Origin of the sequence: Comamonas sp. Z3, assembly GCF_008121565.1 — a bacterium.
In the GTDB taxonomy this organism is placed as follows: domain Bacteria; phylum Pseudomonadota; class Gammaproteobacteria; order Burkholderiales; family Burkholderiaceae_C; genus Comamonas; species Comamonas brasiliensis.
In genome coordinates this window covers 102,301-127,730 of record NZ_VOQU01000008.1, presented here as the reverse complement: position 1 = coordinate 127,730, position 25,430 = coordinate 102,301, and the positions used below count along the sequence as shown (strand labels likewise).

The 25,430-nt window shown below is 64.7% G+C and carries 20 protein-coding genes; 10 read left to right on the top strand and 10 right to left on the bottom strand.

Annotated elements, in window-relative coordinates; genetic code table 11:
• Positions 1 to 7: 7 nt before the first annotated feature.
• Complete coding sequence (locus FSY59_RS22305) at positions 8 to 766, bottom strand: sulfite exporter TauE/SafE family protein (RefSeq protein ID WP_050873748.1); 759 nt, start codon at positions 764 to 766, stop codon at positions 8 to 10.
• Between the two features lie 146 nt (positions 767 to 912).
• Between FSY59_RS22305 and FSY59_RS22300 the strand changes: the two genes are divergently transcribed.
• From FSY59_RS22300 to FSY59_RS27775, 4 genes are all read left to right on the top strand, one after another.
• A complete protein-coding gene (locus FSY59_RS22300) occupies positions 913 to 1,818 on the top strand; it encodes a LysR substrate-binding domain-containing protein (RefSeq protein WP_003053252.1) in 906 nt (301 codons plus the stop codon).
• 27 nt (positions 1,819 to 1,845) lie between these two features.
• Complete coding sequence (gene yegQ, locus FSY59_RS22295) at positions 1,846 to 3,234, top strand: tRNA 5-hydroxyuridine modification protein YegQ (protein ID WP_043005496.1); 1,389 nt, start codon at positions 1,846 to 1,848, stop codon at positions 3,232 to 3,234.
• Positions 3,235 to 3,389: 155 nt separating this feature from the next.
• On the top strand, positions 3,390 to 4,250 hold the full coding sequence (locus FSY59_RS22290; protein ID WP_003053250.1) for a hypothetical protein: 861 nt from the start codon (positions 3,390 to 3,392) through the stop codon (positions 4,248 to 4,250).
• Between the two features lie 35 nt (positions 4,251 to 4,285).
• A complete protein-coding gene (locus FSY59_RS27775; RefSeq protein WP_003053249.1) occupies positions 4,286 to 4,420 on the top strand; it encodes a hypothetical protein in 135 nt (44 codons plus the stop codon).
• Between the two features lie 78 nt (positions 4,421 to 4,498).
• On the opposite strand, the gene FSY59_RS22280 is transcribed toward FSY59_RS27775, so the two are convergent.
• Together FSY59_RS22280 and ilvD are read right to left on the bottom strand one after the other, a co-directional pair.
• Complete coding sequence (locus FSY59_RS22280) at positions 4,499 to 5,494, bottom strand: Bug family tripartite tricarboxylate transporter substrate binding protein (protein ID WP_050873751.1); 996 nt, start codon at positions 5,492 to 5,494, stop codon at positions 4,499 to 4,501.
• A gap of 97 nt (positions 5,495 to 5,591) precedes the next feature.
• Positions 5,592 to 7,406 carry a dihydroxy-acid dehydratase gene (gene ilvD / locus FSY59_RS22275; protein WP_003053247.1) on the bottom strand — a complete coding sequence of 605 codons (1,815 nt, stop codon included), beginning with the start codon at positions 7,404 to 7,406 and terminating at the stop codon, positions 5,592 to 5,594.
• Positions 7,407 to 7,875: 469 nt separating this feature from the next.
• On the opposite strand from ilvD, the gene FSY59_RS22270 reads away from it, so the two are divergent.
• From FSY59_RS22270 to FSY59_RS22260, 3 genes are all read left to right on the top strand, one after another.
• The gene (locus FSY59_RS22270) at positions 7,876 to 10,092 is read left to right on the top strand and encodes a TonB-dependent siderophore receptor (RefSeq protein ID WP_148729713.1); all 2,217 of its coding nucleotides are present in this window, start codon (positions 7,876 to 7,878) and stop codon (positions 10,090 to 10,092) included.
• A gap of 62 nt (positions 10,093 to 10,154) precedes the next feature.
• Complete coding sequence (locus tag FSY59_RS22265) at positions 10,155 to 11,279, top strand: PepSY domain-containing protein (RefSeq protein WP_003053245.1); 1,125 nt, start codon at positions 10,155 to 10,157, stop codon at positions 11,277 to 11,279.
• 106 nt (positions 11,280 to 11,385) lie between these two features.
• The gene (locus FSY59_RS22260; protein WP_148729712.1) at positions 11,386 to 11,775 is read left to right on the top strand and encodes a VOC family protein; all 390 of its coding nucleotides are present in this window, start codon (positions 11,386 to 11,388) and stop codon (positions 11,773 to 11,775) included.
• 72 nt (positions 11,776 to 11,847) lie between these two features.
• On the opposite strand, the gene FSY59_RS22255 is transcribed toward FSY59_RS22260, so the two are convergent.
• The 6 genes from FSY59_RS22255 to FSY59_RS22230 all read right to left on the bottom strand — a co-directional run bounded on the left by FSY59_RS22255 (position 11,848) and on the right by FSY59_RS22230 (position 21,407).
• Positions 11,848 to 14,751, bottom strand: coding sequence for an aconitate hydratase (locus FSY59_RS22255; protein WP_003053243.1), 2,904 nt, complete (start codon positions 14,749 to 14,751; stop codon positions 11,848 to 11,850).
• A gap of 166 nt (positions 14,752 to 14,917) precedes the next feature.
• Entirely contained in the window at positions 14,918 to 16,057 is a 1,140-nt protein-coding gene (locus FSY59_RS22250; RefSeq protein WP_148729711.1) for a CaiB/BaiF CoA-transferase family protein, read from the bottom strand.
• A 159-nt stretch (positions 16,058 to 16,216) separates the two neighbouring features.
• On the bottom strand, positions 16,217 to 17,224 hold the full coding sequence (locus FSY59_RS22245; RefSeq protein WP_003053241.1) for a tripartite tricarboxylate transporter substrate binding protein: 1,008 nt from the start codon (positions 17,222 to 17,224) through the stop codon (positions 16,217 to 16,219).
• Between the two features lie 30 nt (positions 17,225 to 17,254).
• Positions 17,255 to 18,436, bottom strand: a complete 1,182-nt coding sequence (locus FSY59_RS22240; RefSeq protein ID WP_003053240.1) for a M20 aminoacylase family protein — start codon at positions 18,434 to 18,436, stop codon at positions 17,255 to 17,257.
• A 168-nt stretch (positions 18,437 to 18,604) separates the two neighbouring features.
• Entirely contained in the window at positions 18,605 to 19,600 is a 996-nt protein-coding gene (locus FSY59_RS22235) for a tripartite tricarboxylate transporter substrate binding protein (protein ID WP_148729710.1), read from the bottom strand.
• Positions 19,601 to 19,700: 100 nt separating this feature from the next.
• Entirely contained in the window at positions 19,701 to 21,407 is a 1,707-nt protein-coding gene (locus FSY59_RS22230) for an acyl-CoA dehydrogenase family protein (protein WP_148729709.1), read from the bottom strand.
• Between the two features lie 253 nt (positions 21,408 to 21,660).
• Between FSY59_RS22230 and FSY59_RS22225 the strand changes: the two genes are divergently transcribed.
• Complete coding sequence (locus FSY59_RS22225; protein ID WP_148729708.1) at positions 21,661 to 22,569, top strand: LysR family transcriptional regulator; 909 nt, start codon at positions 21,661 to 21,663, stop codon at positions 22,567 to 22,569.
• 5 nt (positions 22,570 to 22,574) lie between these two features.
• Here the strand turns inward: FSY59_RS22225 and FSY59_RS22220 are convergent, their stop codons facing one another.
• Entirely contained in the window at positions 22,575 to 23,225 is a 651-nt protein-coding gene (locus FSY59_RS22220; protein ID WP_003053236.1) for an MSMEG_1061 family FMN-dependent PPOX-type flavoprotein, read from the bottom strand.
• Positions 23,226 to 23,356: 131 nt separating this feature from the next.
• Between FSY59_RS22220 and FSY59_RS22215 the strand changes: the two genes are divergently transcribed.
• Positions 23,357 to 24,154, top strand: a complete 798-nt coding sequence (locus FSY59_RS22215; RefSeq protein WP_003053235.1) for a helix-turn-helix domain-containing protein — start codon at positions 23,357 to 23,359, stop codon at positions 24,152 to 24,154.
• Between the two features lie 209 nt (positions 24,155 to 24,363).
• The gene (locus FSY59_RS22210; RefSeq protein ID WP_003053234.1) at positions 24,364 to 25,311 is read left to right on the top strand and encodes a helix-turn-helix domain-containing GNAT family N-acetyltransferase; all 948 of its coding nucleotides are present in this window, start codon (positions 24,364 to 24,366) and stop codon (positions 25,309 to 25,311) included.
• Positions 25,312 to 25,430: the final 119 nt, after the last annotated feature.

Here is a 25,430-nt window from a genome sequence, read left to right as displayed (position 1 = left end):
CGGCCACTCAGAAGCACAGGTAGACCCCCAGGGCCAGCAGGCTGAGCATCAGCAGCTTCCGGAAAAGCTCGGGCGAGAGTTTTTCGCGCAGCAACTCGCCCCAGTGCATGCCGGCCAGCGCCGGAATCAGCATCAGGGCCGAAGCCAGCAGTCCCAGTCCCATCTCCTGCGCCTGCGCGCCCAGGCCTTGGCCCTTCCAGAGCAAGCCGGCCCCCAGGGCCAGCGTGGAGGTGGTAAAGCACAGGCCCATGGCCTGCATGAGCGCGGGGCGGGACAGGCCCAGCGACTGCAAAAAGGCCACAGCTGGCACGACAAAGACACCGGTCACGGCCGTGATGGCGCCCGTCAGCAGGCCGCATACCGCCCCCAGCCAGGCCTGGTGCGGCACCGGCGTCTGCCAGCGCAGGCCCGACAGCCCCCACAGGGCGTACAGCACCAGCGCCAGGCCCAGTGCCGGCCTGGCTGCGGGCAGGCTGCCGACTCCGCCCCAGAGGGCCACACCTCCCAGCGTGCCCAGCACAATGCCCAGCTGCATCCAGCCCAGTCTCTGCAGCAAGGGCTGCAAGCCGGCCACGGGCCGCATCTGCACCAGATTCGTCACCAGCGACGGCAAAAGCAGCAAGGCCGCCGCCTGCGCGGGCGGCATGAACACCGCCAGCAAGGCCATGGAAACCGTGGGCAGGCCCAGACCCACCACGCCCTTGACACAACCCGCCAGTCCAAACACGGCAATGGCTGCCGCAGCCATCCAGCCTTCATTCCACATCATCAATCCTTCGTATCATCCGAACCTTTAAACACCGGCAAGATCCATCTTTCTCTTGCACGGCGCTGATAATCCTTCGACACAGAACTCTTTACCAACGGGATTATTCAAATCCAGACTTCGTATAAACCTTAGGCTTGAATTCCATGCGCTTTGACCTGACCGACCTCCAGCTGTTTGTGCACATCCTCGACAGCGGCACGCTGACGGCAGCGGCACAGCGCAGCCATCTCACGCTGGCCTCGGCCAGCGAGCGCGTGCGCGGCATGGAGGCGCTGCTGGGCACGGCGCTGCTCATTCGCCAGGCTCGCGGCGTGCAGCCCACGGCTGCAGGTCACACCCTGGGCCAGCATGCGCGCCAGGTGCTCAGCCAGATGCAGCTCCTGCGCGGAGCCATGGGCGAATTCGGCGCCGGCCTGGCCGGGCAGATCCGGCTGCGCGGCAATACCTCGGCCGTGCGCGAGCATCTGCCGCTGGCCGTCAGCCGCTTTCTGCGACAGCACCCGCAGATTGCGCTGGAGCTGCAGGAATGTCCCAGCAGCGAAGTGCTGGCCGGACTGCGCCAGGGCCTGTGCGATATCGGCGTGGCTGCCTGGGATGCCGAAGACAGCAGCGCCCTGGCAGGCCTGCACTGCCAGCCCTGGAGGGCGGACCCGCTGGCCGCCGCATTGCCGCTGAGCCACGCGCTGGCCGGACGCCCGCAACTGAAACTGGCCGAGCTGCTGCACGAGAACTGGGTCGGCCTGCCACGCGACTCCGCCTTGCAGCAGCTGCTGCAGAAACAGGCCTTGCGGATCAATGACCGGCTGCTGCGCATCCAGGTCCAGCTGCAGCATTTCGAGGGACTGTGCCAGCTCGTGGGCCAGGGCGTCGGCATTGCCGTGCTGCCGCTGGCCGCCGTGCAGCGCCACGCTGCCGCCACCGGCGTGGTGGCCGTGCCGCTGTCCGACGCCTGGGCGCAGCGCCAGCTGCTGCTGTGCACGCCCGCCGCGACGGCCTCCCTGTCATTGCCTGCGCGGCAGCTGCACGCGCAACTGCTACAGACCGCGTAGCCTTAGCAAGCCACGGTGAAAAGCGCTATGCGGGACAATAGCGCCATCATGACCCTCAAAGCCCCCGAACTGCTGCTGCCTGCCGGCTCGCTCGACAAGATGCGCGCCGCCTACGACTTTGGTGCCGACGCCGTCTACGCCGGCCAGCCGCGCTACAGCTTGCGCGCGCGCAACAACGAATTCCGCCTGGAGCAGATCGGCCAGGGCATTGCCGAGGCGCATGCACGCGGCAAGAAGTTCTTCCTGACCAGCAATCTGATTGCGCACAACGACAAGGTCCGCACCTATCTGCGCGACATCGAGCCCATCATCGCCATGAAGCCCGACGCCATGATCATGGCCGACCCCGGACTCATCATGATGGTCAAGGAAAAGTGGCCCGAGCAGGAAATCCACCTGTCCGTGCAGGCCAACACCACCAACCACGCCACCGTGAAGTTCTGGCAGAAGATGGGCGTCTCGCGCATCATCCTGTCGCGCGAGCTCAGCCTGGACGAGATCGAGAAGATCCGCCAGGAATGCCCCGACATGGAGCTGGAAGTGTTTGTGCACGGCGCCCTGTGCATCGCCTACTCGGGCCGCTGCCTGCTGTCGGGCTACTTCAACCGCCGCGACCCCAACCAGGGCACCTGCACCAACGCCTGCCGCTGGGATTACAAGACGCATGACGCGGCCGTGGACCCCAACACCGGCGAGGCGCTGGGCCAGACCATGGAAAACGGCTTCAACTTCGAGGAAGCCAAGAACGATCTGGACAACCAGTTCACCAGCACCTGCGGCGACCAGCAGCGCCACCCCAAGGCCGATGCCATCTATCTGCTCGAGGAAAAAGGCCGCCCCGGCGAGTTGATGCCCATCATGGAAGATGAGCATGGCACCTACATCATGAACTCCAAGGACCTGCGCGCCGTGGAGCATGTGGAGCGCCTGACCAGGATCGGCGTGGACTCGCTCAAGATCGAAGGCCGCACCAAGAGCCTGTACTACGTGGCCCGCACCGCCCAGACCTACCGCCGCGCCATCGACGACGCCGTGGCCGGGCGCCCCTTCAACCCGCACCTGATCACCGAACTCGAAGGCCTGGCCAACCGCGGCTATACCGGCGGCCTGCTGGAGCGCCGCCCTGCCAACGACTACCAGAACTACGAAACCGGCCACAGCGTGCTGCAGCGCAGCCACTTCGTGGGCGCGGTGCGCGGTTATGCCGACGGCATGGCCGAGATTGAAACCATGAACCGTTTCGCCGTGGGCGACACCATCGAAGTGATTCATCCCCAGGGCAACCGGCAGGTTTTGCTGGAGAAGATGTTCAACCTCGAAGGCCAGCCCGTGGAAGTCGCACAAGGCAACCCCGTGCGCGTGCGCATTCCGCTGGAAGGCCCTGTGGAAGGTGCGCTGATTTCGCGACTGCTGTAAGCTCGACCGGCTTTGCTTTTCCAACGCCCCATTCGCTGGGGCGTTGCTCTTTTTTCTATAGCTGCTTTCGCTTGCCCTCTATTGAATTCACATTGATTTCATGCTGAAAACGAATGCCAACAAGCGCAAGCAGCTCCTCAATTTAAAGAACACACATGGAACTGAAGATTGACGAAGGCCTGAAGGCCTATATCGACCCTCTGACCCCGGACGAGCACGAATCGCTGGAGCGCAGCATCCTCGCCGAAGGCTGCCGCGACTCCCTGGTGGTCTGGGGCGATCTGCTCATCGACGGCCACAACCGCTACGGCATCTGCCGCAAGCACGGCCTGCCCTACAACACCGTGCAGGCCACGCAGTTCAAGAACATGGACGACGTGCATCTGTGGATGATCGACCAGCATCTGGGCCGCCGCTCGGTCTCCGACTTCCAGCGCGGTGTGCTGGCGCTGCGCAAGCGCGAGATCATTGCCGAGCGACGCGCTGCAGCAGCCGCTGCCGTGAACGCCGCCAAGGCCGCACAGCCGGCCAGCGAGGAAGCCCCCTGGGAAGGCGATACCGACCCCGTGGTGGCCCAGGCCCTGGCCAGCGTGGCCAAGGTGCCCGACGAAGCACTGGACACGCGTGAAGCCCTGGCCCGCGCCGCCCGCCTGTCGGCCGGTCAGGTCAAGATGATCGAGACCATCCAGGAAAAGGCCGCACCCGAAGTCGTGGCAGCGGTCAAGGCCGGCGAACTCTCGCTCAATGCCGCAGCCGTGGTCGCCACCCTGCCCGAGGAAGAGCAGCAAGCCGTGGCCGCCGAAGGCGCCGATGCGCTCAAGCAGGCCGCCAAGCGCGTGCGTGACGCCAAGAAAAAGCCCAAGGCCGCCAAGCCCGAAGCCGAAGAATCGGCAGAAGCCGCGCCAGCCGCCAGCCCCGAAGAGTTGCAGGCCCGCGTCACCGAGCTGGAGGCCGAGAACGAGCGCCTGCGCCTGCAGGTCAAGACCTTGCAGGACCTGCTGGCCGAACAGGGTTAAGTCGCCCCGCCTGCCGCTCAGAACGCGTCGAAACCATGGGCGCGCAGGCTTTTGCGCATGAGCTGCACGACCCGGCGCTGGCGTTCGCGCGGCATGCGGTTTTCGGCGGCGGCCACGCTGATCCCTGCAAGCACATCGCCGACGGCGGCTTGACCGGAAAGTACGTCTGAGCCCCTGCCATGCGGCGCGGCGGGGCCGCGCCGGCCGCCAGGTCAGCGGCAAGGCCCGAGACCACCGAACACGGTTGATCAGGCTTCGGCGGTGAAGCCCACCTGCTTGACGATGGGCGCCCACTTGGCCAGGTCTTCCTTGATCAGCGCCGCCAGCTCGGCGGGCGAGGACGACATGGCTTCCAGGCCGAACACGGCCAGGCTGTCAACCACATCGCGACTGGCCAGGGCCTGACGCATCTGTGCGTTGAGCCGCTCCACCTGATCGGGCTTGGCCTTGGCCGGCAGGAAGAAGCCGAACCACTCGCTGTGGGCCATGTTCTTGTAGCCCTGCTCGGTATAGGTAGGCACCTTGGGCATGAAGCGGTTGCGCTTGGAGCCGCTCACGCCCAGCAGGCGCATCTTGCCGCTGGCCGCGTGCTGCATGGCATCGCCCACGGGGCAGCTCACCGCGGCGATGCTGCCGCCCATCATGTCCAAGAGCGCAGGCTGCGAGCCGCGATAGCCCACGTGCTTGAAGTCGACGCCCGCCTGCTGGCCCAGCAGGGCGCCGACGAAGTGCGGCGTGGAGCCCGCGGCGGGCGAACCGAAGCTGGCACCGTCGGGATGGGTCTTGGCCCAGGCAAAGAACTCGGGCACGGTGGTCACGCTGGCCGGCACCATGGGGCCGACGGCAAAGCCGAAGTCGAAGATGCAGCCCACGGTCACGGGCGTGAGATCGGCCACGGGGTCGTAGCCCAGCTTCTTGTAGATGTGCGGATAGATGGTGAGCATGGAGGTGGGCGTCTGCAGCATCACCGAGCCATCGGCCGGGCGGCCCCTGACGTAGTTGATGGCGATCTGCCCGCCCGCGCCCGTGCGGTTCTCCACCACCACGCTCTTGGCATAGGCGGCGAGCTTGGTGCCCACGCGGCGGCAGATGGCGTCCGAGGTACCACCGGCCGCGAAGCCGGTGATGATGTTCAGATTCTCGAGCGGCGCCTGGGCCAGTGCCGGCAGGCCCAGGCCCGAAAGCAGCGCTCCCGCGCTGCCGGCGCCAGCGGCCTGCAGCCATTCACGGCGGTTGAAGTTCATATGGGTCTCCTTGGTGTTTTGAGTCGTCGTTGATTCTGTCCTTCAGGCCCTGGAGCGGTTTCACCCGCCCGGGTCACTGCCTTTGCCTCTGTGCGCATCACTTGCTGTCGCGCAGCCAGGTCACCGCCCCCGAATGCGTGACCGCGCCCTGGTGGGCGGGACGCACGGTCAGCGCGTATTTCTCCAGCAGCCCGCCCAGGGGGCGCTGCTGCGCACGGCTGGCCCGGGCGGCTTCCAGCCGCGCGGCAATGACGGCGGGCTCCAGCTCCACCGTGATGCTGCGCGCGCCGGCCCGCGCATCGATGGCGATGATGTCGCCGTCCTGCAGTGCGGCAATCGGCCCACCGTCAGCGGCCTCCGGCCCCGCGTAGCCTATGCACAGGCCGCGCGTGGCGCCCGAGAAGCGCCCGTCGGTGAGCAGTGCCACCTTGTCGCCCATGCCCTGGCCATAGAGCAAGGCAGTGATGCCCAGCATCTCGCGCATGCCGGGGCTGCCCTTGGGGCCTTCGTTGCGTATCACCAGCACATCGCCGCTCCGGTAGGCCATGGCCTGCACGGCGTCCTGCGCCTGTTCCTCGGAGTCGAAGACGCGGGCCGGACCGCGGTGCACCAGGGTCTTGAGCCCCGCCGTCTTGAGCAGGGCACCGTCAGGGCACAGATTGCCCTTGAGCACCGTGAGCCCACCGTCGGCCGAGATCGGGTTGCCGGCCTTGCGCACCACTTCGCCGTCGGGCTCGGCAGCATCGGCCACCTCCTCGGCCAGCGTGCGGCCCGTGAAGGTGAGTGCATCGCCATGCAGCAGGCCCTGCTCCAGCAGGGTGCGCAGGATGACAGCCGCACCGCCGATGTAGTAGACATCACGTGCCAGGAAGCGGCCGCCGGGCTTGAGGTCTGCGATCAGCGGCGTGCGCGCAAAGATCTCGGCCACGTCGTCGAGGTGAAAGCGTATGCCGGCCTCGTGCGCGATCGCCGGCAGGTGCAGGGCCGCATTCGTGGAGCCACCCGTGGCGCAGACCACGGCACAGGCATTTTCCAGGGCCTTGCGCGTGACGATGTCGCGCGGCAGCACGGCCTCTCCCCTGGCGCTGGCCCACACCATTTCCATGAGCTGACGGCCCGCGCGGCGCATCAGCGGCGCGCGTTCGCTGAACACGGCCGGCACCATGCTGGAGCCTATGGGCGCCAGGCCCAGGGCCTCGCTGACCATGCCCATGGTGTTGGCCGTGAACTGCCCGGCACAGGCCCCGGCCGAGGGCAGGCAGGAGCGCGTGACGGTGTCCAGCTCCTGCATGGTGGAGGTGCCGGCCAGCACCTTGCCTATGGTCTCGTAGGTGTCGACCACGTTAAGGGCGCGCCCCGATACGCTGCCCGGCATCTGCCCGGGCAGGGCCGAGCCGCCATGCACGAAGACGCTGGGCACATTGCAGCGCACCATGGCCATCATCAGGCCCGGCAGGTTCTTGTCGCAGGCACCCACGGCAAAGATACCGTCCCACTGGTGGCCGCGCACCGAGGCCTCCACGCTGTCGGCGATGAGCTCGCGCGAGATCAGCGAAAAGCGCATGCCCGAATGCGCCATGGTCAGGCCGTCGCTGACCGAGACCACGGGGCACTCGTGCGGCATGCCGCCTCCCGCGTAGATGCCGGTCTTGGCATGCTGGGCCTGGTCGCGGAGATTCATATTGCAGGGGCTCATCTCCCCGCCCGTATGGAACACGCCCACATGCGGGCGTGCAATCTCCTCATCGTCCTGGCCCAGCGCATGCAGAAAGCTGCGCGCGCTGGCGCGCAAGGTGCCGCGGTGCACGATGGCCGAGCGCAGGCCCGGGGCGGAGGATGACACAGAGGAGTCGGAGGGTTCAGCGTGGCCGCTGACAGCGGCCTGGGGATCGGTGGAGCGGGAATCGTTCATGGGGCGCGAAGCGGAAGCGGGATGAAGTCCAGCGGCTGCAGGAATGTGCCGGAACTTCGCCGCATGTTTATGAACGATAACGGTCAGACCCCGGTCCTGAACATTGGCGTTTCACCTTGCCGCCGCCCGCCTTGCCACAAGAAAAAGCCCGCTGGCGCAGCATTGCGCAAGGGACATGCACCGAACGCCCGCAGACCACAGGCTCCACTGCGGCCAGGCATGTCAGGCCGGCAACTGCACGCAGCGGCCCCGACCGGCCAGATTGCCGAACGGGGAGACTGCTATTTGTGTATCAACATAACCACAAACAGCCAAATGACAGCCATTCTCATTAATATCTGCGCCTGCCAATAAACGCCACATAGCCCCCTCCGGCTCCGACTGAAGACAAGAGATGCCGCCAGCGCAAGGCTGGCGCAGCGCGCTGTTCATGCCAGCCAGGTGCTGTGTGCCCTCCCCTACAACACCTATGGCTAACCTCCATCGTTCCGACTCCCCCGCTTTTTGCCTGAGCAGCGCTGCCACTGCCGTTGCCGCAGCACTTGGCGTGCTCGCCAGCCCCGTTCATGCACAGACGGCCAACGCCGCCGCTACCGAAGCCGCCCTGGACTCGGTCACTGTCACCGGCAACTGGCTGGACGGCGACATGTCCAGCGCCGAGAAGGTGCTGGAGCATCCTGGCGCACGCACCATCGTCGAGCGCGAGCGCATTCAGGAAAGCGGCGCAGCCACCTTGCGCGAAGCGCTGCGTCTGGTGCCCGGTGTGCAGGTTCAGGACAGCAACGGCACGGGCGGCAGCGATATCTCTCTGAACCTGAGCGTGCGCGGTCTGACCGCGCGCCTGTCGCCACGTTCCTATGTGCTGCAGGACGGCGTGCCCGTTTCCTACGCCCCCTACGGTCAGCCTCAGCTGTCGCTGGCGCCCCTGGCGCTGGGCAATCTGGACTCCATCGACGTAGTGCGCGGCGCAGGCTCGGTGCGCTACGGCCCGCAGAACGTGGGCGGCATCATCAACTTCACGACGCGCGCCATTCCCAAGACCTTTGCGGCCGAAGCCTCCATCGGCACCGAGATCTACAGCCACGGCGGCAATGTGAAGTCCACGCCAAGCTTCTTTGTGGGCGGCACCAACGAGTCGGGCCTGGGCCTGGCCGTGCTGTATTCGGGCACGCACGGCAAGGGCTGGCGCAGCAGCAACGACAAGACCGACATCGACGACCTGCTGGTCAAGGGCAGCTACAAGCTCGGCAACAACAGCAGCATTTCCGCTTCGCTGCACCACTTCGAGGGCAAGGGCCAGATGCCCGGCGGCCTGACCACGGCGCAGTACGCCGCCGACCCGTTCCAGAGCACGCGCAACTACGACCAGTTCACGGGCCGCCGCACCGACGGTTCGCTCAAGTACAGCTACAAGGACGGTCGCAACAATTTCGAAGTGCTCAGCTACTACGTGGACTCTTTCCGCGGCAGCTATATCGAACGCGACGCCACTGGCGCCAATGCCGGCAAGCGCAGCCTCACGGCCGCACCGCGCGACTACAGCTACTACGGCGTGGAGCCGCGCTACTCGCGCATTTTCGAGACCGGCTCCGTGGTGCAGGAAATCAGCGTGGGCTATCGCTACCTGAAGGAAAAGAGCTCCGAAACGGCGCTGGCCACTTCGGGCTTGTATGTACCCGGCCAGGCCGATGCCATGGCCCTGCCGCTGAACACCACCCAGACCAGCCAGGGCGGCACTACGGCCAATGCCTTCTATATCGACAACCGCATCGATGTGGGCAACTGGACCATCACGCCCGGCGTGCGCTACGAGCGCATCCGCTCCTTCAACAATGTGGTGGACTACAAGGGCGCGACCGCAGCGGCCATCTACCCGACGGCGGCCGCCAACGAACTGCTGCCCACGCTGTCGGTGCTCTACCGCGTCGACAGCCACTGGTCGGTGTTCGCCAATGCCGGCAAGTCCTTCGGGCCCCAGCAGTACGCACAGCTGGCCCAGTCGTCCAACAACCAGCTCTATCCCGAATCGGCCAAGACCTATGAGCTGGGCACGCACTACAAGAGCGACACCTGGAATGGCGAGCTGACGCTGTTCAACATCGACTTCAACAAGGAGCTGTTCCTGGACCGCCCGGGTGACGGCACCGGCAACGGCATCTGGACCGATCTGGGCGCCACGCGCCACCGTGGTCTGGAATCGGCGCTGCGCTATGACTTCGGCAAGAACTACCCGGCACTCAAGGGCCTGTCGCTGGGCATGAGCTATACCTTCACCCAGGCCACCAGCCAGGCCGGCCCCTTCGCAGGCCGCGACCTGCCGCTATATTCGCGCCACACGGCCGGCCTGTCGGCACGTTATGCAATGGAGCGCTGGACCTTCAATGCCGACCTGAACGCCCAGTCCAAGCAGCGCTCGCCCGGCACGCCCGGCACCAGTGCCAAGCCCAACTCCTACATCACGCAGGAAGATGCCAATGGCAATCTGGGCGATATCCCGGGCTTTGCCATCCTGGGCCTGCGCACCAGCTACCAGGCAGGCAAGGAGCTGAACAATCTGCGTCTGACCGTGGGGATGAAGAACGTGTTTGACCGCCGCTACTTCACCCGCTCCACCGACAACAACGGCGGCGGCAAATACGTGGGCATGCCACGCACCCTGTACGTTCAGGCCACCCTGCCGTTCTAAGCGGCGCCGCCGCGAGTCCACCCTCAAGGGCGGTCTCGCGGGACATCACACCATCACACGCAATGACTTCGCTCCGTTCCCTGTGGCTGCGCTTGCATCGCTGGTTCGCCCTGGGCCTGGGCTGGATTCTGATTCTGGCCGGGCTCACCGGCACCCTGCTCATCATCGGCCAGCCGCTGGACCGCATGGCACACCCCGAACTGTTCCAGGCCCGCACGACGCATGCGCAGCAGGCCCAGCAGGCCGCCGCGCTGACGCCGATACTGGCAAGAGCCCATGAGGAATTCGGCAGCAAGGCCACTTTGCGCTTCAGGCTGCCGCAGCAGGCACGGGACAGCCTGTGGCTGCGTGTTCAGGCGGCCAACTGGCGCGGCACCATTTACCTGGACCCCGTGACCGGCCAGGAGCAGGGCCGGCGCGGCGAGACCGAGGGCTTTGTCAACACACTGTTCAGGCTGCACAGCACCTTGCTGCTCGACGCCAACGGCAAGGCCATACTGGCCTGGACCACGCTGGCCTATGTGCTGCTGCTGCTGACGGGCGTCATTCTCTGGTGGCCCAAGCGCTGGCCGGGCAACTGGCGCATAGAACTCAACAAGAGTCTGGTGCGCGCCCTGTTCGACATGCACCGCATCGGCGGCGTGATCATGGGCCTGCTGATCGCGGTCTCGGTCGTCACCGGGGCCTATATGGCATGGCGGCCGCTGGGCGACTGGCTCAATGTGCTCGTCAGCAGCACGGCAGTCAAGCCGCCCAAGCTGCCCACACTGGCTGCGCAAGGCTCCGCCCAGCCGCTGCCCGCCGATGTGGACGCCATGCTGGCCTCGGCCCGCGCGGCCATGCCCGATGCCCAGGCCAGCTTCGTGCAGCTGCCGCCCAATGCCAAGCAGGCCGTACGCATCCGCTTTCGCGCCCCCGGCGAACCACACCCCAACGGCATCAGCTCGGTATGGCTGGACCCGCGCAACGGGGCGGTGCTGGACGTCAGGCGCTGGAATGAACTCGACCCCGGCGCTGCGGCGGTGGCCGTGGCCTATCCACTGCACACGGGCGAGCTGGGTGGCGTGCTGATGGAAGTCCTGGCCGGTCTCAACGGCCTGGTGCTGGGCGGCTTGGGCATCAGCGGAATCTGGCTCTGGTGGCACCGCCGCAAGGCCAGAAAGCTTGCTGCCCGGAGAAAATCCTGAGGGAGCCGGACTCGGATATCCCCGTTCAGGGCCGGGTCTGCTTGCATCACAGCCTCTACGGCGTCAGCATCTGGACTTCCACCGATGAGCAGACAAGGAGCTGAAGATGGCTATGAATCCCGTTGGCTGGTTCGAGATCTACGTGCAGGACATGTCGCGCGCCAGGAGCTTCTACGAAGCTGTGCTGGGCTGTCAGCTGCAAGCGCTGGCCATGCCGGAAGGCGGCGAGCACCCCGATATGGAAATGTGGGCCTTTCCCGGGCAGCCGGATAACGCTGGCGCCACCGGGGCGCTGGTCCGCATGCCGGAATGTCCCTCTGGCGGCGGCGGCACGCTGGTCTATTTCGTCTGTGAAGACTGCGCCGAGCAGGCCGCACGCGTCGCACGCAACGGCGGCCGCCTGCACCGCGACAAAGTCTCCATAGACCCTTATGGCTTTATTGCCCTGGCCATCGACACCGAAGGCAATATGTTTGGCCTCCACTCGATGAAATAGGGCTCGCGCCGGTCCACGAAAAAGGCCTGCCTCCGAGGACAGCAGGCCTTTTGACTTGGCAAGCTGGCGCAATCAGGCCAGCAGCTGCCTCAGCACATAGGGCAGGATGCCGCCATGGCGGTAGTAGTCCACCTCGATGGGGGTGTCGATGCGCAGCTTCACGGTCACGGTTTTCTTGCTGCCATCGGCCCTGGTGATTACCAGCTGGGCATCGCTTTGCGGCGCCAGGTCGGCGGCCGGGATCACATCGATGAACTCCTCGCCCGTCAGGTCCAGGCTTTGCCAGCTGTCATTGCCCTTGAACTGCAGCGGCAACACGCCCATGCCCACCAGATTGGAGCGGTGAATGCGCTCGAAGCTGCGCGCCACCACGGCCTTGATGCCCAGCAGCTGCGTGCCCTTGGCCGCCCAGTCGCGGCTCGATCCCGTGCCGTACTCTTCGCCGGCCAGCACCACGGTGGCTCGGCCCGCAGCCTGGTACTTCATGGCCGCGTCGTAAATGGCCATCTTCTCGGCCCTGCCGTTGTCGTCACGGTACAGCGTGATGCCGCCCTCCTCGCGCGAGCCGTCGGCCCGGGCGGGAATCATGAGATTCTTGATACGCACATTGGCAAACGTGCCGCGCATCATCACCTCGTGGTTGCCCCGGCGCGAGCCATAGCTGTTGAAGTCGGCCTTTTGCACACCATGCTCGAGCAACCACTTGCCGGCGGGTGAGGACTCCTTGATGGAGCCTGCGGGCGAGATATGGTCGGTGGTGATGGAGTCTCCGAACAAGGCCATGATGCGGGCACCATGCACCGCGCTGGGATTGGAGGTTCTGTCTGTCGTTGCGGGCGGCGCCTTCAGCTCCAGAGCAAAGTCGGCAAAGAACGGCGGCTCGGCGATATAGGTGCTCTCGGGCCAGGTATAGGTGGAACCCGTCACGCCCTGGATCTTTTCCCAGAGCTTGCCCGGCTCGCTGGCCACCTGCTCGTAATTGCTGCGGAAAGCCTTGCCGTTCATGGCGAACTTGAGCAGGTCCTGGATCTCCTCGCTGCTGGGCCAGATATCGCCCAGATACACCTCCTTGCCACCCTTGCCCCGGCCCACGGGCTCGGTCATCAGGTCCTTGCGCACCGTCCCGGCAATCGCGTAGGCCACCACCAGCGGAGGACTGGCCAGGAAGTTGGCCTTGATATTGGGGTGGATGCGTGCTTCGAAATTGCGGTTGCCCGACAGGACGGCCGCGCAAACCAGCTCATTGCGGGTGATGACATCGTTGAGCTCGGGCGTCAGATCGCCGGCATTGCCGATGCAGGTGGTGCAGCCATAGCCTGCCAGCGCAAAGCCCAGCTTCTCCAGATAGGGCAGCAAGCCCGCCTCGGTCAGATAACGGGTCACCAGGCGAGAGCCCGGCGCCAGCGAAGTCTTGATATGCGGCTGGACCTTGAGTCCCGCCTGCACCGCCTTCTTGGCCAGCAGGCCCGCCGCCAGCATGACGCTGGGGTTGGAGGTGTTGGTGCAGCTCGTGATGGCCGCAATCAGCACATCGCCATTGCCGACATGCAGCACCGGCTCGTCGCTACCCGGCAGATCGCACACTGACTTGGCCGTCGCATCGTCGTGAGCGGTTTCCAAGGTAGGCCGGTTGCCGACCATCTCCACCACTGCCCGCTCCGCTCCTGCCTTGGGCGGCGGTGCATCGGTCGCCTGCTCACCTTCGCCGCAGCCCACGCGATAGCGCTGATCGAGCTTCTGCGGCGGCTGATTGAAGCCGTTGACCGCTGCCGATGCCGTGAACAGCTCGGTGAACTTGCGCGCCACATCGCCGATTTCGATACGGTCCTGCGGACGCTTGGGCCCGGCCAGACTCGGGGCCACAGTACCGAGATCGAGCTTGACCACTTGCGAGTAATCGATATCGCCCGCCTTGGGCACGCCAAACAGTTGCTGGGCCTTGAAATAGGCTTCGAAGGCCTGGATCTCGCTCTTGGTGCGTCCGGTTCCCTTGAAGTACTCGATGGTTTTCTCATCGACAGGGAAGAAACCCATGGTTGCCCCATATTCGGGAGCCATGTTGCCGATGGTGGCGCGATCGGGCAGGGACAGGCTGCGCGTGCCTTCGCCAAAGAACTCGACGAACTTCCCGACCACTTTTTCCTTGCGCAGCAGCTCCGTGACGGTGAGCACCAGATCGGTGGCAGTCACCCCCTCGCGCAACTGGCCGGTCAGCTCGAAGCCCACCACATCAGGCGTGAGGAAGTACACGGGCTGGCCCAGCATGGCCGCCTCGGCCTCGATGCCGCCCACACCCCAGGCCACCACGCCGATGCCGTTGATCATGGTGGTATGGCTGTCGGTGCCGACCAGCGTGTCGGGGTAGTACACCGCCTCGCCCTTGCCGCTCCTGGCCTTGTGCACGCCACGCGCCAGGTATTCCAGATTGACCTGGTGCACGATGCCGAAGCCCGGCGGCACGACGCCGAAGGTGTCGAAGGCCTGCATGCCCCATTTCATGAACTGGTAGCGCTCCTGGTTGCGCTGGAACTCCAGCTTCATGTTCAGGTCCAGCGCCTTCTTGGTGCCGAAGTAGTCCACCATGATGGAGTGATCCACCACCAGGTCCACGGGCACCAGGGGCTCGATGGACTTGGGCTTCTTGCCCAGCTTGGCAGCCGTGCTGCGCATGGCAGCCAGGTCGGCCAGCAAGGGCACGCCGGTGAAATCCTGCAGCACCACGCGTGCGACGACAAACGGGATCTCGTCGACACGCTCGGCCTTGGGCTGCCAGCGCGCCAGCTGCGCCACATGCTCCTCGGTGATCTTGTTGCCATCGCAGTTGCGCAGCACCGACTCCAGCACGATGCGGATCGAGACCGGCAGTCGCTTGATTTCGGGAAACTGCTTGGCAAGTGCAGGCAGCGAGTAGAACTTGGCTTTCTTGCCTTCGGCCAGCTCAAAGGACTTCAGGGTTTTGGCAAAAGCATGCGACATCGTGAGACTCTCCATGGACAGAACACAGGGGTAACGCTTTTACATTCCATTGTGCACACAATGCCCGTGAAAAGGGTGAGACAGGCCGCCGGCAACGCGAACCCTGCCCACATCGGTGCAAAAGGAAAGCGCTCTACGGACGGGCTGGGATCTCGGCGCAGACTGCTCAGGAGCCTCCGACAGGCAGAAAATCCTGTCCCTCGCTCAGGGGGGCAAAGCGATAGCTGGCCGGCGTGCGGCCGAGCTTGACCGGAGCGCCCAGCCCCTGGTACTGGTCCATGGTCACCACCATCTCGCGGTGCGCTGTATGCGGATGCTCAAGCGCCTGGGCGACATCCAGCACCGGCGCGGCGGGCACGCCGATGGCCATCAGCTCGTCGGCCAGTTGCACACCATCGAGCGATGCAAACGCCTGTTCGAGCAGGGGCTTGAGCTCGGCGCGATGGACGGAGCGCTGGCCTGCGCTGGCAAAGCGCTCGTCCTGCGCCAGCTCGGGTCGGCCGACATGGTTGCACAGCAGCCGGAACTGCCGGTCGTTGCCCACCGCCAGGAAGATGGGGGCAGCGCCAGTGCTGATCACGTCATAGGGATAGATATTGGGATGGGCATTGCCCGAGCGCTGCGGCACCTTGCGCCCCATGAACCAGTTGGCGGCGTGAGGATGGAGCAGCGACAGGCCGGAGTCGTAGAGCGAGGCATCCACCAACTGGCCCTGCCCGCTGCGCCCCCGCTCGTGCAGGGCCAGCAGCACGCCGATGGTGGCATTCAGCCCGGTCACCATGTCCACCACCGGCAGGCCCACGCGCAGCGGATCGCCATCGGCCTCGCCATTGATGCTCATGATGCCGGCCATGGCCTGGATGGCGGCGTCGTAGCCGGGCAGGCTGCCCAGGGGGCCGTCGGCGCCGAAGCCCGTGACGCGGCACCAGATCAGATGCGGCAGCTGCTCGCGCATCTGCTCAAAGCCTATGCCCCATTTCTCCATGGTGCCGACCTTGAAGTTCTCCACCACCACATCGGCCTGGGCCATCAGCTCGCGCACGCGCTGCTGGCCTTCGGGCGAGGACAGGTCGAGAAACTGGATGCGCTTGTTGCGGTTCAGGCCGAAGTAGTAGGAGGCCACGCCGTCGCGAAACGGAGGCCCCCAGGTGCGCGTGTCGTCTCCCTGCGGCGGCTCCACCTTGAGCACATCGGCGCCATGGTCGCCCAGGATCTGCCCGCAGAGCGGCCCGCCGAGGATGCGTGACAGATCGAGAACCTTGATGCCCTGCAGGGCTCCGGCGCCGATCGTGACTGGATTGTGCATGTTTCAATTCCCTACAGAATGCGGGCCCAGGGCCCGCGTATGGCTCAAAGAGGACTTGCGCAAACAAGAATGCAACAACGGCCTGCCCTTTGAGGCAGTCGCCCGGCCTGAACCCGTTTTGCGCAAGTCGTGTCAAAAATGCTTTGCGGCGGCCCGCCATCAGGCCAGGGGCTTGCGCCCCACACCGTCGATCAATCGCGTCAGGCGCTGGTACTGCGCGTTGAAGCTCTGGTCAGCCTCGGCCTGGCTGCGGATCGGTTGGTGAAAATGCCTCCCCTCGGCCTCCAGCTTGCTGCGGATATCCGGGTTCACCAGCGCCTCGCCCACGGCGCTGCGCAGCACGGCCACACGGTCTGCGGGCGTGCCCTTCTTGACAAAATAGCCCCCACCAATCGTGTATTCAAAATCCGGGCTGTGCCGGCTTTGCGAAATCAGCGGGATATGGCCCAGATCCCTGGGCAATGCCTTGGAGAAGCTGGTCAGGATCTTCAGCCTGCCTTGCTTGGCCATGCCGTCAAAACTGGCCTGGTACGCCAGAATCGCAAAGTCCACCTGGCCGCCCGCCACATCCTGCAGCGCCGGCGCTCCCCCCTTGTAGGGCACATGCAGAAAAGGCAGCTTGAGCCTGGTCGCCAGCGCCTCACCCATCAAGTGGTACATGGAGTCCACCCCCACGGTTGCGTAGGTGAGCGGTTTGCCTGCGGATTGGCTGGCATGGGCAATGAACTCGTCATAGGTGTTGACCGGCAAGTCGCTTCTGACCAGCAGCACAATGGCCGCATCGGTGGTAGGTGCCGCCAGGGTGAAATCGCCGGGCTTGTAACGTGCTGCCGGGTTGAGCATGGGTGCCAGGAACACTTCGTTGGCCGAGCCATGGAAGAACATATAGCCATCTGCCGGAGCATTGAGCACCCTGGCCGCAGCGATCAGGCCGGTGCCGCCGCCCAGATTATCGACCACCACCTGCTGCCCGAGGCTGCGGCCAATGGATTCGGCAAAGATGCGCGCCGCCACATCGCTGGCCCCCCCTGCGGGGTAGGGCACCATCAGTACCAATGGTCGGGCCGGAAAGCTTTCTGCAGCCCGGACCCCGGTCGACGCTGCCGCCAGGGCAGCCGTCTGCCACAGAGTGTGCCGCATAAAGCAGCGGCGGTTCCATCTATCCATCTCCTGCCTCCCATTTCAACAAGCGGCCGCTCAGGCCAGATAGCTTTGCACCAGTTGCGTCCAGAAGGCCGCGCCGATGTGCAAGGCCTTGTCATTGAAGTCGTACAGCGGGTTGTGCACCATGCAGCCACCGTCCTCGCCCACGCCATTGCCCAGCCGGATGTATGCGCCTGGGCGCTTTTGCAGCATGTAGGCAAAGTCCTCGCTGCCCATGGTGGGCGTGCGCTCGCCCACCTTGTCCTCGCCCAGCAGGCTGATTGCCACCTGACGCGCGTATTCGGTCTGGGCTGCGCAATTCACCAGCACCGGGTATTTGTGCACATAGTCGATCTCGCAACCGAGCTGGTAGCTCTCGGCCTGGGCCTGCACAAAGGCCTTGATGCGCTTCTCCACCCAGCTGCGCACATCCGGATGCAGGGCACGCACACCGATCTTGAGCACGGCGCTCTCGGGCACGATGTTGAAGACCTCGCCGGCCTGGATGGAGCCCACCGTGATCACGGCTGCCTGCTGGGCATCGAGCTCGCGCGTGATGATGGACTGCAGGCCCAGCACGATGCTGGCCGCGCACTGCATGCTGTCTATGCCGTGGTGCGGCATGGCGCCATGGGCGCTGCGCCCGCGCAGCGTGACGGTCACCCGATCGAACGAGGCCATGGCCGGCCCCGGGCTGATGGCCATCTGGCCCACGGGCAGGCCTGGCGCGTTGTGCAGCGCGTAGATCTCGTCGCAGGGAAACAGCTCGAACAGGCCCTCGTCCACCATGCGCAGCGCGCCGCCCTCGTTTTCCTCGGCCGGCTGGAAGATCAGGTTCAGCGTGCCGTCGAAATCGAGCTTCTCGGCGATGTACTTTGCCGCGCACAGCAGGATGGCGGTATGTCCGTCATGGCCGCAGGCATGCATTTTCCCGGGCAGGCGGCTGGCGTAGTCCAGGCCTGTTCTTTCGAGAATGGGCAGGGCATCCATGTCCGCGCGTATGCCCAGCGACTTGCTGCCCGAGCCTTTCTTGAGTACGCCGACCACGCCGGTCACGCCCAGGCCGCGGTGCACCGCATAACCCCAGCGGGCCAGGGACTCGGCCACCATGTCGCTGGTGCGCGTCTCCTCGAAGGCAAGTTCGGGATGGGCATGGATGCTGCGGCGGACCTCGACGAACTCGGCAGCGACCGCCTGCAGTTGCGCAAGCAAAGGGGATGGGCTTGAAAATGTCATGGCGATGGATAGGTAAAGGGCCCGGTTCCATGTCTGGCATGGCCCGCGGGCAGTGGCCGGTGGTGCTAAACAGTGTCTCCCTCACAACCCAGGCAAGAGGTTTCGAAAGGTTCTAACACGACCAGCCTTCGCTGACATGCGTGTGCTTGCATCCTGGCAACTGCACCATCAGTCCAGCGTGACCCCGGCCTTTTGCACCACCTCGCTCCATTTTCCGAGCTCGCTCTTCACGAAGCCGGCCAGATAGGCGGGCTTGGTATCCGCGCCGCGCTCCAGCCCCTGGGCCGCAAATGCCTTCTTCACATTGTCGGAATCCAGCGCCTTGGCATAGGCCTGGTTGAGCAGCGCGACCCGATCCGCGGCCATGCCCTTGGGGCCGACCACACCGAAGAACACGCTCACGTCATAGTCGGGCAGCCCCTGCTCGGCGATGGTGGGAATCAGGGGCATGGCGCTGGAGCGCTTGGCCGTGGCCACGCCCAGGGCCTTGACCTTGCCGGCCTTGATATAGGGCATGGCCGTGAGGATGTCGGTGAAGGTCATCTCCACCTGACCGGCCAGCAGGTCGTTGAGTGCCGGCCCCGTGCCCTTGTAGGGCACATGTTGCAGCTCGGTACCGGCCATGCCGTTGAACAGCACGCCCGCCAGATGGGACGAGGCGCCATTGCCGGAGGACGCGAAGTTGAGGCGGCCAGGTTTGCTCTTGTCCAGCTCGATCAGTTCCTTGACACTGCTCACACCCAGGCTCGGCCGCACCACCAGCACATTGGGCAGATAGCCCACATAGATGATGGGCGTGAAGCTGGTGCGCGGGTCGTAGCTGATGGACTTGTACAGGGACTTGTTGATGGCCAGCGGGCCCGAAGTGCCGAACATCAGCGTATAGCCATCGGGCTTGGCGCGGGACACGAAGTCGGCACCGATATTGCCGCCGGCGCCGGCCTTGTTCTCCACGATCACGCTCTGGCCCAGCTCCTTGGTCAGCTCGGTGGCCAGGATGCGCGCCATGGCATCGGTGGGGCCGCCAGGCGGAAACGGCACGATGAACGTGATGGGGCGCTCGGGAAATTTCTCGGCGGCCTGGACATTCAAAGAGAGGCCCAGGCACAGAGCGGCGCTGGCGAGCGCGGCCGATCCGGCCAGCAAACGGCGATTGATATTCATGACTTGTCTCCTTGGGTTGTTCGCCAATCGGTGTTGGCTTTCAAAATGCATAGCTGCCGGCGATTGTCTGTATTGGGCTGGCGCTGCTTTATGTGTCAATTCACTTTTGCCATTCCGGCGGCACTTCGGTCGCCGCCAGCGGATCGCGCGGCAGCACGCGGTGCATCAACACCAGCTGCGACAGGCGCAGGCGCTCGGCCGAGCCCGTCCGCCTGGCTTCCCAGGCCATGGCGATGGCCGTGGTGCAGTTGTAGAGTGCGGTGGCAGCCTGGCGGGCCAGCACGTCGCCTCCATCCTGGGCGGCTCTCTCGGCCAGGGCACTGGCGCGCTCCAATGCCCGCTCCAGCGCCTGGCGGTAGCCGGGCACCAGCAGGGCCTGATCCAGCAATGCGTGCAGATACTGCTGCAGCACCGGCAGCGAGCCTTCGCGCCTGATGGCGCGGATCACGTCCAGCGCCACGATATTGCTCGTGCCTTCCCAGATCGAGCCCAGATGCGCGTCGCGCACCAGCCGTGGGTCGCTCCACTCCTCGATATAGCCACAGCCGCCACGCACCTCCATCGCGTCGCCGGTAACCTTGCGCGCATCGCGGCAAGCACGAAACTTGATCAGCGGCGTGAGAATGCGCAGCAGCGGGTAGGCCCCCTCTTCGCCCGCGTCCGAACGCATCAGCGTCTGTGCAGTCTGGAACACCATGGTGCGCGCCTGCTCGGCGGGCACGCGCAGCTTGTCGAGCTGGCGCTGCATCAGCGGCATGTCTTCGAGGCGTTTGCCGAAGGCGATGCGCTCGTGGGCAATGAACTCGGCTTCGGCCACGGCGCGGCGCATCATGCCGGCCGAGCGCACGCCATTGGAAAGGCGCGAGTTGTTCACCATGTCGGCAATCTGCACAAAGCCCCGGCCCTGCTCGCCCACCAGATAGGCGGTCGCGCCTTCCATGCGGATCTCCCCGCTGGCCATGGACTTGGTGCCCATCTTGTCCTTGAGACGGATGATGCGGTAGAGGTTGGCGCTGCCATCGTCCAGAGTGCGCGGCAGCAGGAACAGCGAGATGCCCTTCATACCCGCCGGCGCCCCGTCCACGCGCGCCAGTGCCATAGCGAACTCGGCATCGGGGTTGGAGCAGAACCACTTGTCGCCGGTCAGACGCCAGGAGCCGTCGATCTGCGGGTAGGCCATGGTCTGCGTGTTGGCGATGTCGGAGCCCGCAGCCTGTTCGGTCATGAACATGGCGCCCTGGGCCTGGTTGTCCCAGTCCAGGGACAGCAGCTGCGGCAGGTATTTGTCCACCAACTCGGACGTGCCGAACTTCTTGAGCGTACGTGTCAGCGAATCGGTCATGGACAGCGGACAGCACAGACCGAACTCGGACTGCACGAACAGATAGGTCAGCGCGTACTTGACGGCCGGCGGCATCTTGCCCTGCCAGCCCAGCATGTCGTCGCGGTGCGAGATGGCCTGCAGGCCGAACTCGCCGTAGGCGATGCGTTCGAGCTCTTCATAGGCCGGGTGCTTGATGATGCGCTGGCTGTCCTGGCCGGAGCGGCTGCGGTGCTCAAGCGTGGGTGGGTTCCTGTCAGCAATGCCGGCCAGTTCGTCGATGCGCCCGCCGGCCAGCTCGCCCATGCGCTGCAGATAGGGCTGCAGGTGGGTCAGCAGATCGGCCGGCAAATAGAGTCTGAGCAGCGACTGCAGCTCGGAGTCGGTGCTGTAGAAATTGGCACCGTGGCGGTCTGGAACGGGATGGGCTGCAGCGCTGGCAGTCTGGGCCACGGCATGCATCTGGCTCTTGTCGTTGGCGGACATGAAGGTCTCCTGCTGAATTCGAATACACCCTGGGGGCGCGGCGCGCCCGCCTCCTGGATGGGATGACAAGCGCGCTGCGGGACGGCCCGGCCGCCTGGCCCCTTGCTCTCGGTCTCAGGAAAAGGCGGCGATGGACTCATGCGCTATGCGTGGCACAAAGAGCCATGGACTGCTGCGAATTTCAGCACCCTGATATATTCACGTCAAATATTATTAAAATCTTTTCCAATACTTTTTATATATAGATAACAGCATGGAACTGCGGCTGCTGCATTACTTCGTCACCCTGGCCGAGGAACTTCACTTCAGCCGTGCGGCTCAGCGGCTGTCTATCTCCCAGCCCCCTCTGTCGGTGGCCATCAAGCAACTGGAGCAGGAGCTACAGGCCCAGCTTTTCGAGCGCAGCAGCAAGGGCGTACGGCTCACGGCTGCCGGCGAACACCTGCTGGGCAAGGCGCGCCAGCTGCTGGCTCTGAGTCAGCAGGCCGCACAGGAAACGCGCGATGTAGCCCAGGGCACGCGCGGCCATCTGCGTCTGGGCTTCGTGGGCTCTAGCCTTTACCGGGGCCTGCCGCAGGCGCTGGAGCAGTTCCAGCACAGCCACCCCCAGGTGCGCGTAGACATGCTGGAAGCCAATAGCGCGGAACAGGTCCTCGGCCTGCAGCAGATGCGGCTGGACATGGCTCTGGTCCACTCCATACAGCCCCCCGAAGGCATTGACAGCCAGTTGCTGGTGGAAGAGCCTTTCGTGGTCTGCCTGCCCGAGCAGCACCCGCTTCACACCAGTGCCGCCATCGATCTGGCCGAACTCAGGAACGACCGCCTGATCCTGTTCTCCAGCCTGGTTTCGCCGACTTATCACCAGCGCATCTACGAAATGTGCCTGGCCCATGGCTTTGCCCCCGAAGTGCGCCACGAGGTAAGACACTGGCTGTCGGTGATCTCTCTGGTTTCGCTGGGCCAGGGCGTGGCCCTGGTGCCCGAGGCGCTGGCTCGCGTGGGCATGCCGCGCCTGGTGTTCCGAGCGCTCAAGGGCACCCATCCATCATCGGAGATGCTGGCCATGTGGCGTCGCGCGCCCGCCAATCCGCTGGTGGCCCGCCTGCTTGCCTGCCTGCGCGCGGCCGCCGAGTCGCTGAACACCCCTGCCGACTCCACCTGACTGTTTCAGCCATACAGATCACTGCGCACCGCCTGCCGGTAATGCGCATCGAGTTCCTCAATGCTGGAATGCTCGCCGTCGGTGGCCTCAGGGCCCGCCTGCAGTGCGGCGAAGCCGACCAGCATCTGGCCGATGCTGGGCAGGTCACTGTGCTGCGGCCGGGCCGCCGGCTCCCACAACCGCGCCCGATTGATGGCCTTGCCGCAGTGAAACAGCACTTCGTCAACGCGCACCACCGTGGCGGTTTTCGGCGTTTTCTCGCCTTCACGCAGCTCCTGCAGCAACTCGGCGGCCGCACTGACGCGAGCGCGGCCGTTGATGCGCAGAAACACCTCCAGGCCGGGGAACAGAAACAGCATGGCGACCCGCTCATCGTGCTGGAGATTTCGCAGCGATTCGATGCGGTTGTTGCCCGGCCAGTCGGCGAAGGCGAGGGTTTTGTCGTCGAGCACATGGACAAAGCCGGGCGGCCCGCCACGCGGCGAAGCATCCATGCCGGCCGGACCGGCCGTGGCCAGACAGAAAAAACTCGCCTGCTGCAGATACTGACGATGAAAATCGACCAAATGCTCGAGCACCGCCTTCTGTATGCGCTCGCTCGGCGGCGCATACAGGGCGTCGAGCTCCACCTGCTTCGGTATCCGGGTCTCTGACATCTGGACTACTCCTTCTAAAGAGCAGCGAGCCTAAGGCAGAGCCCTCTGGCGGCTATAGAATTGTTCAGCCATTGAATAGCGGAAATCCGCCAAACTGACTGACTGACTGGCTGCCTGCCATCCATCTCGCAATGTCCGACCTGCTGGAATTACTGCAACCTCATCTGGATGACGACGCCGGCCCGGTCATCCTCGCGGCCACTCGCTGGCAGGCGCAGGAGCTGTCCTCCGAAACGCATCAACATGCACGCGGCCAGCTGTTTGGCTCGCTGCGCGGCCTGATCTCGGTGACCGTGGAAGACGGCGTCTGGATCGTTCCCGCCATCCACGCCGTCTGGCTTCCGCCCCACCACAGGCATTCAGGCCGATCGTTCGGGCCCTACCACGGCTGGAGCGCCTATATCGCCCAGCATGCCTGCGCCGATCTGCCCGCCAGGCCCTGCACCTTGCGTGTCTCCGGCCTGCTGCGCGAAGCAGTGTTGCGCCTGGCGGCCAGCTGGACTCACCCGGCACAGCCGTTGCGCTCGCCCGAGCTCGACAATGTATCTAGTGTGGTGCTCGACGAAATCCGCCACCTGCCCAGGCAAGCCCTGGGCCTGCCCCTGCCCGGCGATTGGCGCGTGCAGCGCATTGCCCAGGCAATGATCCAGAACCCGGCCGATACCCGGGATCTGACAGCCTGGGCCGACTGGGGAGCGCTGAGCACCCGCACGCTGAGCCGCCGCTTTGTGGCCGAAACCGGCTACAGCTTCAGCGCCTGGCGCCAGCGCCTGCGCCTGCTGCGCTCCCTGGAGCTGCTGGCCGAAGGCGTGCCGGTCAGCCATATCGCACTCGATCTGGGCTGGGCCAGCCCCAGTGCCTTTATCCAGTTGTTCAAGCGCGAGTTCGGAGAAACACCCGGCATTTACCGCGCACGGCTGGGATCCTGACCCCCGGAAAGCGGCGCGTGCGTCACGGCTGCGCAGCCCCCAGGGGTTCAGACACTTCGTGACGCAAGAGCTTCGCGAAACCGGCTCATGCCCTGAGCGTCCCAACCATCCGCCTTGCAGGATTCAGCGCCCTGCGCATTGCCTGCGCGACTCCGACAAAGCTGCCTGCCGATCAATTGGTTGTATCATGCAACCATTTGGGGAAATCTATGTCAAACGAACCGTCTTTAGTTGAGCAGATACGCGCTTGCTCACGCTCCATGGCGCGTGATTGGGGCTTCATGGGTGAAAGCATTGCAGGCTCAGACCTCTCCCCCTCCGCCGTGCATGCGCTTCTTGAAATTGAAGAAGGCAATGTCAACGCCAAGGATCTTGCGGCAATGCTTCGACTGGAAAAATCCAGCGTCAGCCGGATGCTGCGCAAACTGGTGGAAGCCGGAGATATCAGCGAGTCACCGGACCTCCACGACAGCCGGCTAAAGCAGCTGTCGCTGACCCCTGCGGGCAGGTTGCGCGTCGAGTCCATTCATGCACATGCTCGCGCACAGGTCACGCATGCCCTGGAACGATTGAACCCGGGACAGAAGCACACCGTCTCAAAGGGCTTGCAGCTTTACAGCGCTGCACTGTCGTCCCGGATTCAAGGCGACAAGGAAAAGCCGGTCGTGGAGCTCGTAAGCGGCTATCAGCCGGGAATCATTGCTCGCATCACCCAGATGCATGCGCAGTACTACTCTCGTGAAACCGGGTTGGGCCAGCGTTTTGAATCCGTTGTTGCCGCGGGCCTGGCCGAGTTCTCAAATCGCTTGAACCACTCCCGAAACCGGATCTGGACTGCCATGCATGAGGGCGAAATCATTGGCTCGGTCGCCATTGATGGCGAAGACCTGGAACCCGGCATTGCACACCTGAGATGGTTTATCGTCGATGACAGCGTGAGGGGAAGCGGTGCGGGAAGACGACTGCTGAATGCTGCGCTCGAATTTGTCGACCAGCAGAAGTTTCGCGAAACCCAGCTTTGGACGTTTAGCGGGCTCTCTGCGGCTCGCCATCTGTATGAGTCATATGGCTTTAAGTGTGTTGAAGAGTGGGTTGGCGATCAGTGGGGGAAACAGATGCTGGAGCAGCGATTCTCCAGAGTCGGCTCCGGCAGCTAGGACTGTTTTCCTGATCGGCGCGTGCTTTGGCCAGGCGCCTTGGCACCTGAACTGCAGCCGCGATCATCCCCATGACAGAAATGGACAGCTGTGAGCCTGCTGGGGCTATCCCAAGCGCT

Excerpts from the sequence above, each read along its gene's own strand:
- FSY59_RS22305 (WP_050873748.1), bottom strand. The coding sequence starts at position 766 with ATGTGGAATGAAGGCTGGATGGCTGCGGCAGCCATTGCCGTGTTTGGA.
- FSY59_RS22260 (WP_148729712.1), top strand. The coding sequence starts at position 11,386 with ATGGCTATGAATCCCGTTGGCTGGTTCGAGATCTACGTGCAGGACATG.
- FSY59_RS22280 (WP_050873751.1), bottom strand. The coding sequence starts at position 5,494 with ATGAACTTCAACCGCCGTGAATGGCTGCAGGCCGCTGGCGCCGGCAGC.
- FSY59_RS22270 (WP_148729713.1), top strand. The coding sequence starts at position 7,876 with ATGGCTAACCTCCATCGTTCCGACTCCCCCGCTTTTTGCCTGAGCAGC.
- FSY59_RS22245 (WP_003053241.1), bottom strand. The coding sequence starts at position 17,224 with ATGGATAGATGGAACCGCCGCTGCTTTATGCGGCACACTCTGTGGCAG.
- yegQ (WP_043005496.1), top strand. The coding sequence starts at position 1,846 with ATGCGGGACAATAGCGCCATCATGACCCTCAAAGCCCCCGAACTGCTG.
- FSY59_RS22290 (WP_003053250.1), top strand. The coding sequence starts at position 3,390 with ATGGAACTGAAGATTGACGAAGGCCTGAAGGCCTATATCGACCCTCTG.
- FSY59_RS22225 (WP_148729708.1), top strand. The coding sequence starts at position 21,661 with ATGGAACTGCGGCTGCTGCATTACTTCGTCACCCTGGCCGAGGAACTT.
- FSY59_RS22265 (WP_003053245.1), top strand. The coding sequence starts at position 10,155 with ATGACTTCGCTCCGTTCCCTGTGGCTGCGCTTGCATCGCTGGTTCGCC.
- FSY59_RS22210 (WP_003053234.1), top strand. The coding sequence starts at position 24,364 with ATGTCAAACGAACCGTCTTTAGTTGAGCAGATACGCGCTTGCTCACGC.
- FSY59_RS27775 (WP_003053249.1), top strand. The coding sequence starts at position 4,286 with ATGGGCGCGCAGGCTTTTGCGCATGAGCTGCACGACCCGGCGCTGGCG.
- FSY59_RS22250 (WP_148729711.1), bottom strand. The coding sequence starts at position 16,057 with ATGCACAATCCAGTCACGATCGGCGCCGGAGCCCTGCAGGGCATCAAG.
- FSY59_RS22255 (WP_003053243.1), bottom strand. The coding sequence starts at position 14,751 with ATGTCGCATGCTTTTGCCAAAACCCTGAAGTCCTTTGAGCTGGCCGAA.
- FSY59_RS22215 (WP_003053235.1), top strand. The coding sequence starts at position 23,357 with ATGTCCGACCTGCTGGAATTACTGCAACCTCATCTGGATGACGACGCC.
- ilvD (WP_003053247.1), bottom strand. The coding sequence starts at position 7,406 with ATGAACGATTCCCGCTCCACCGATCCCCAGGCCGCTGTCAGCGGCCAC.
- FSY59_RS22230 (WP_148729709.1), bottom strand. The coding sequence starts at position 21,407 with ATGTCCGCCAACGACAAGAGCCAGATGCATGCCGTGGCCCAGACTGCC.
- FSY59_RS22235 (WP_148729710.1), bottom strand. The coding sequence starts at position 19,600 with ATGAATATCAATCGCCGTTTGCTGGCCGGATCGGCCGCGCTCGCCAGC.
- FSY59_RS22220 (WP_003053236.1), bottom strand. The coding sequence starts at position 23,225 with ATGTCAGAGACCCGGATACCGAAGCAGGTGGAGCTCGACGCCCTGTAT.
- FSY59_RS22300 (WP_003053252.1), top strand. The coding sequence starts at position 913 with ATGCGCTTTGACCTGACCGACCTCCAGCTGTTTGTGCACATCCTCGAC.
- FSY59_RS22240 (WP_003053240.1), bottom strand. The coding sequence starts at position 18,436 with ATGACATTTTCAAGCCCATCCCCTTTGCTTGCGCAACTGCAGGCGGTC.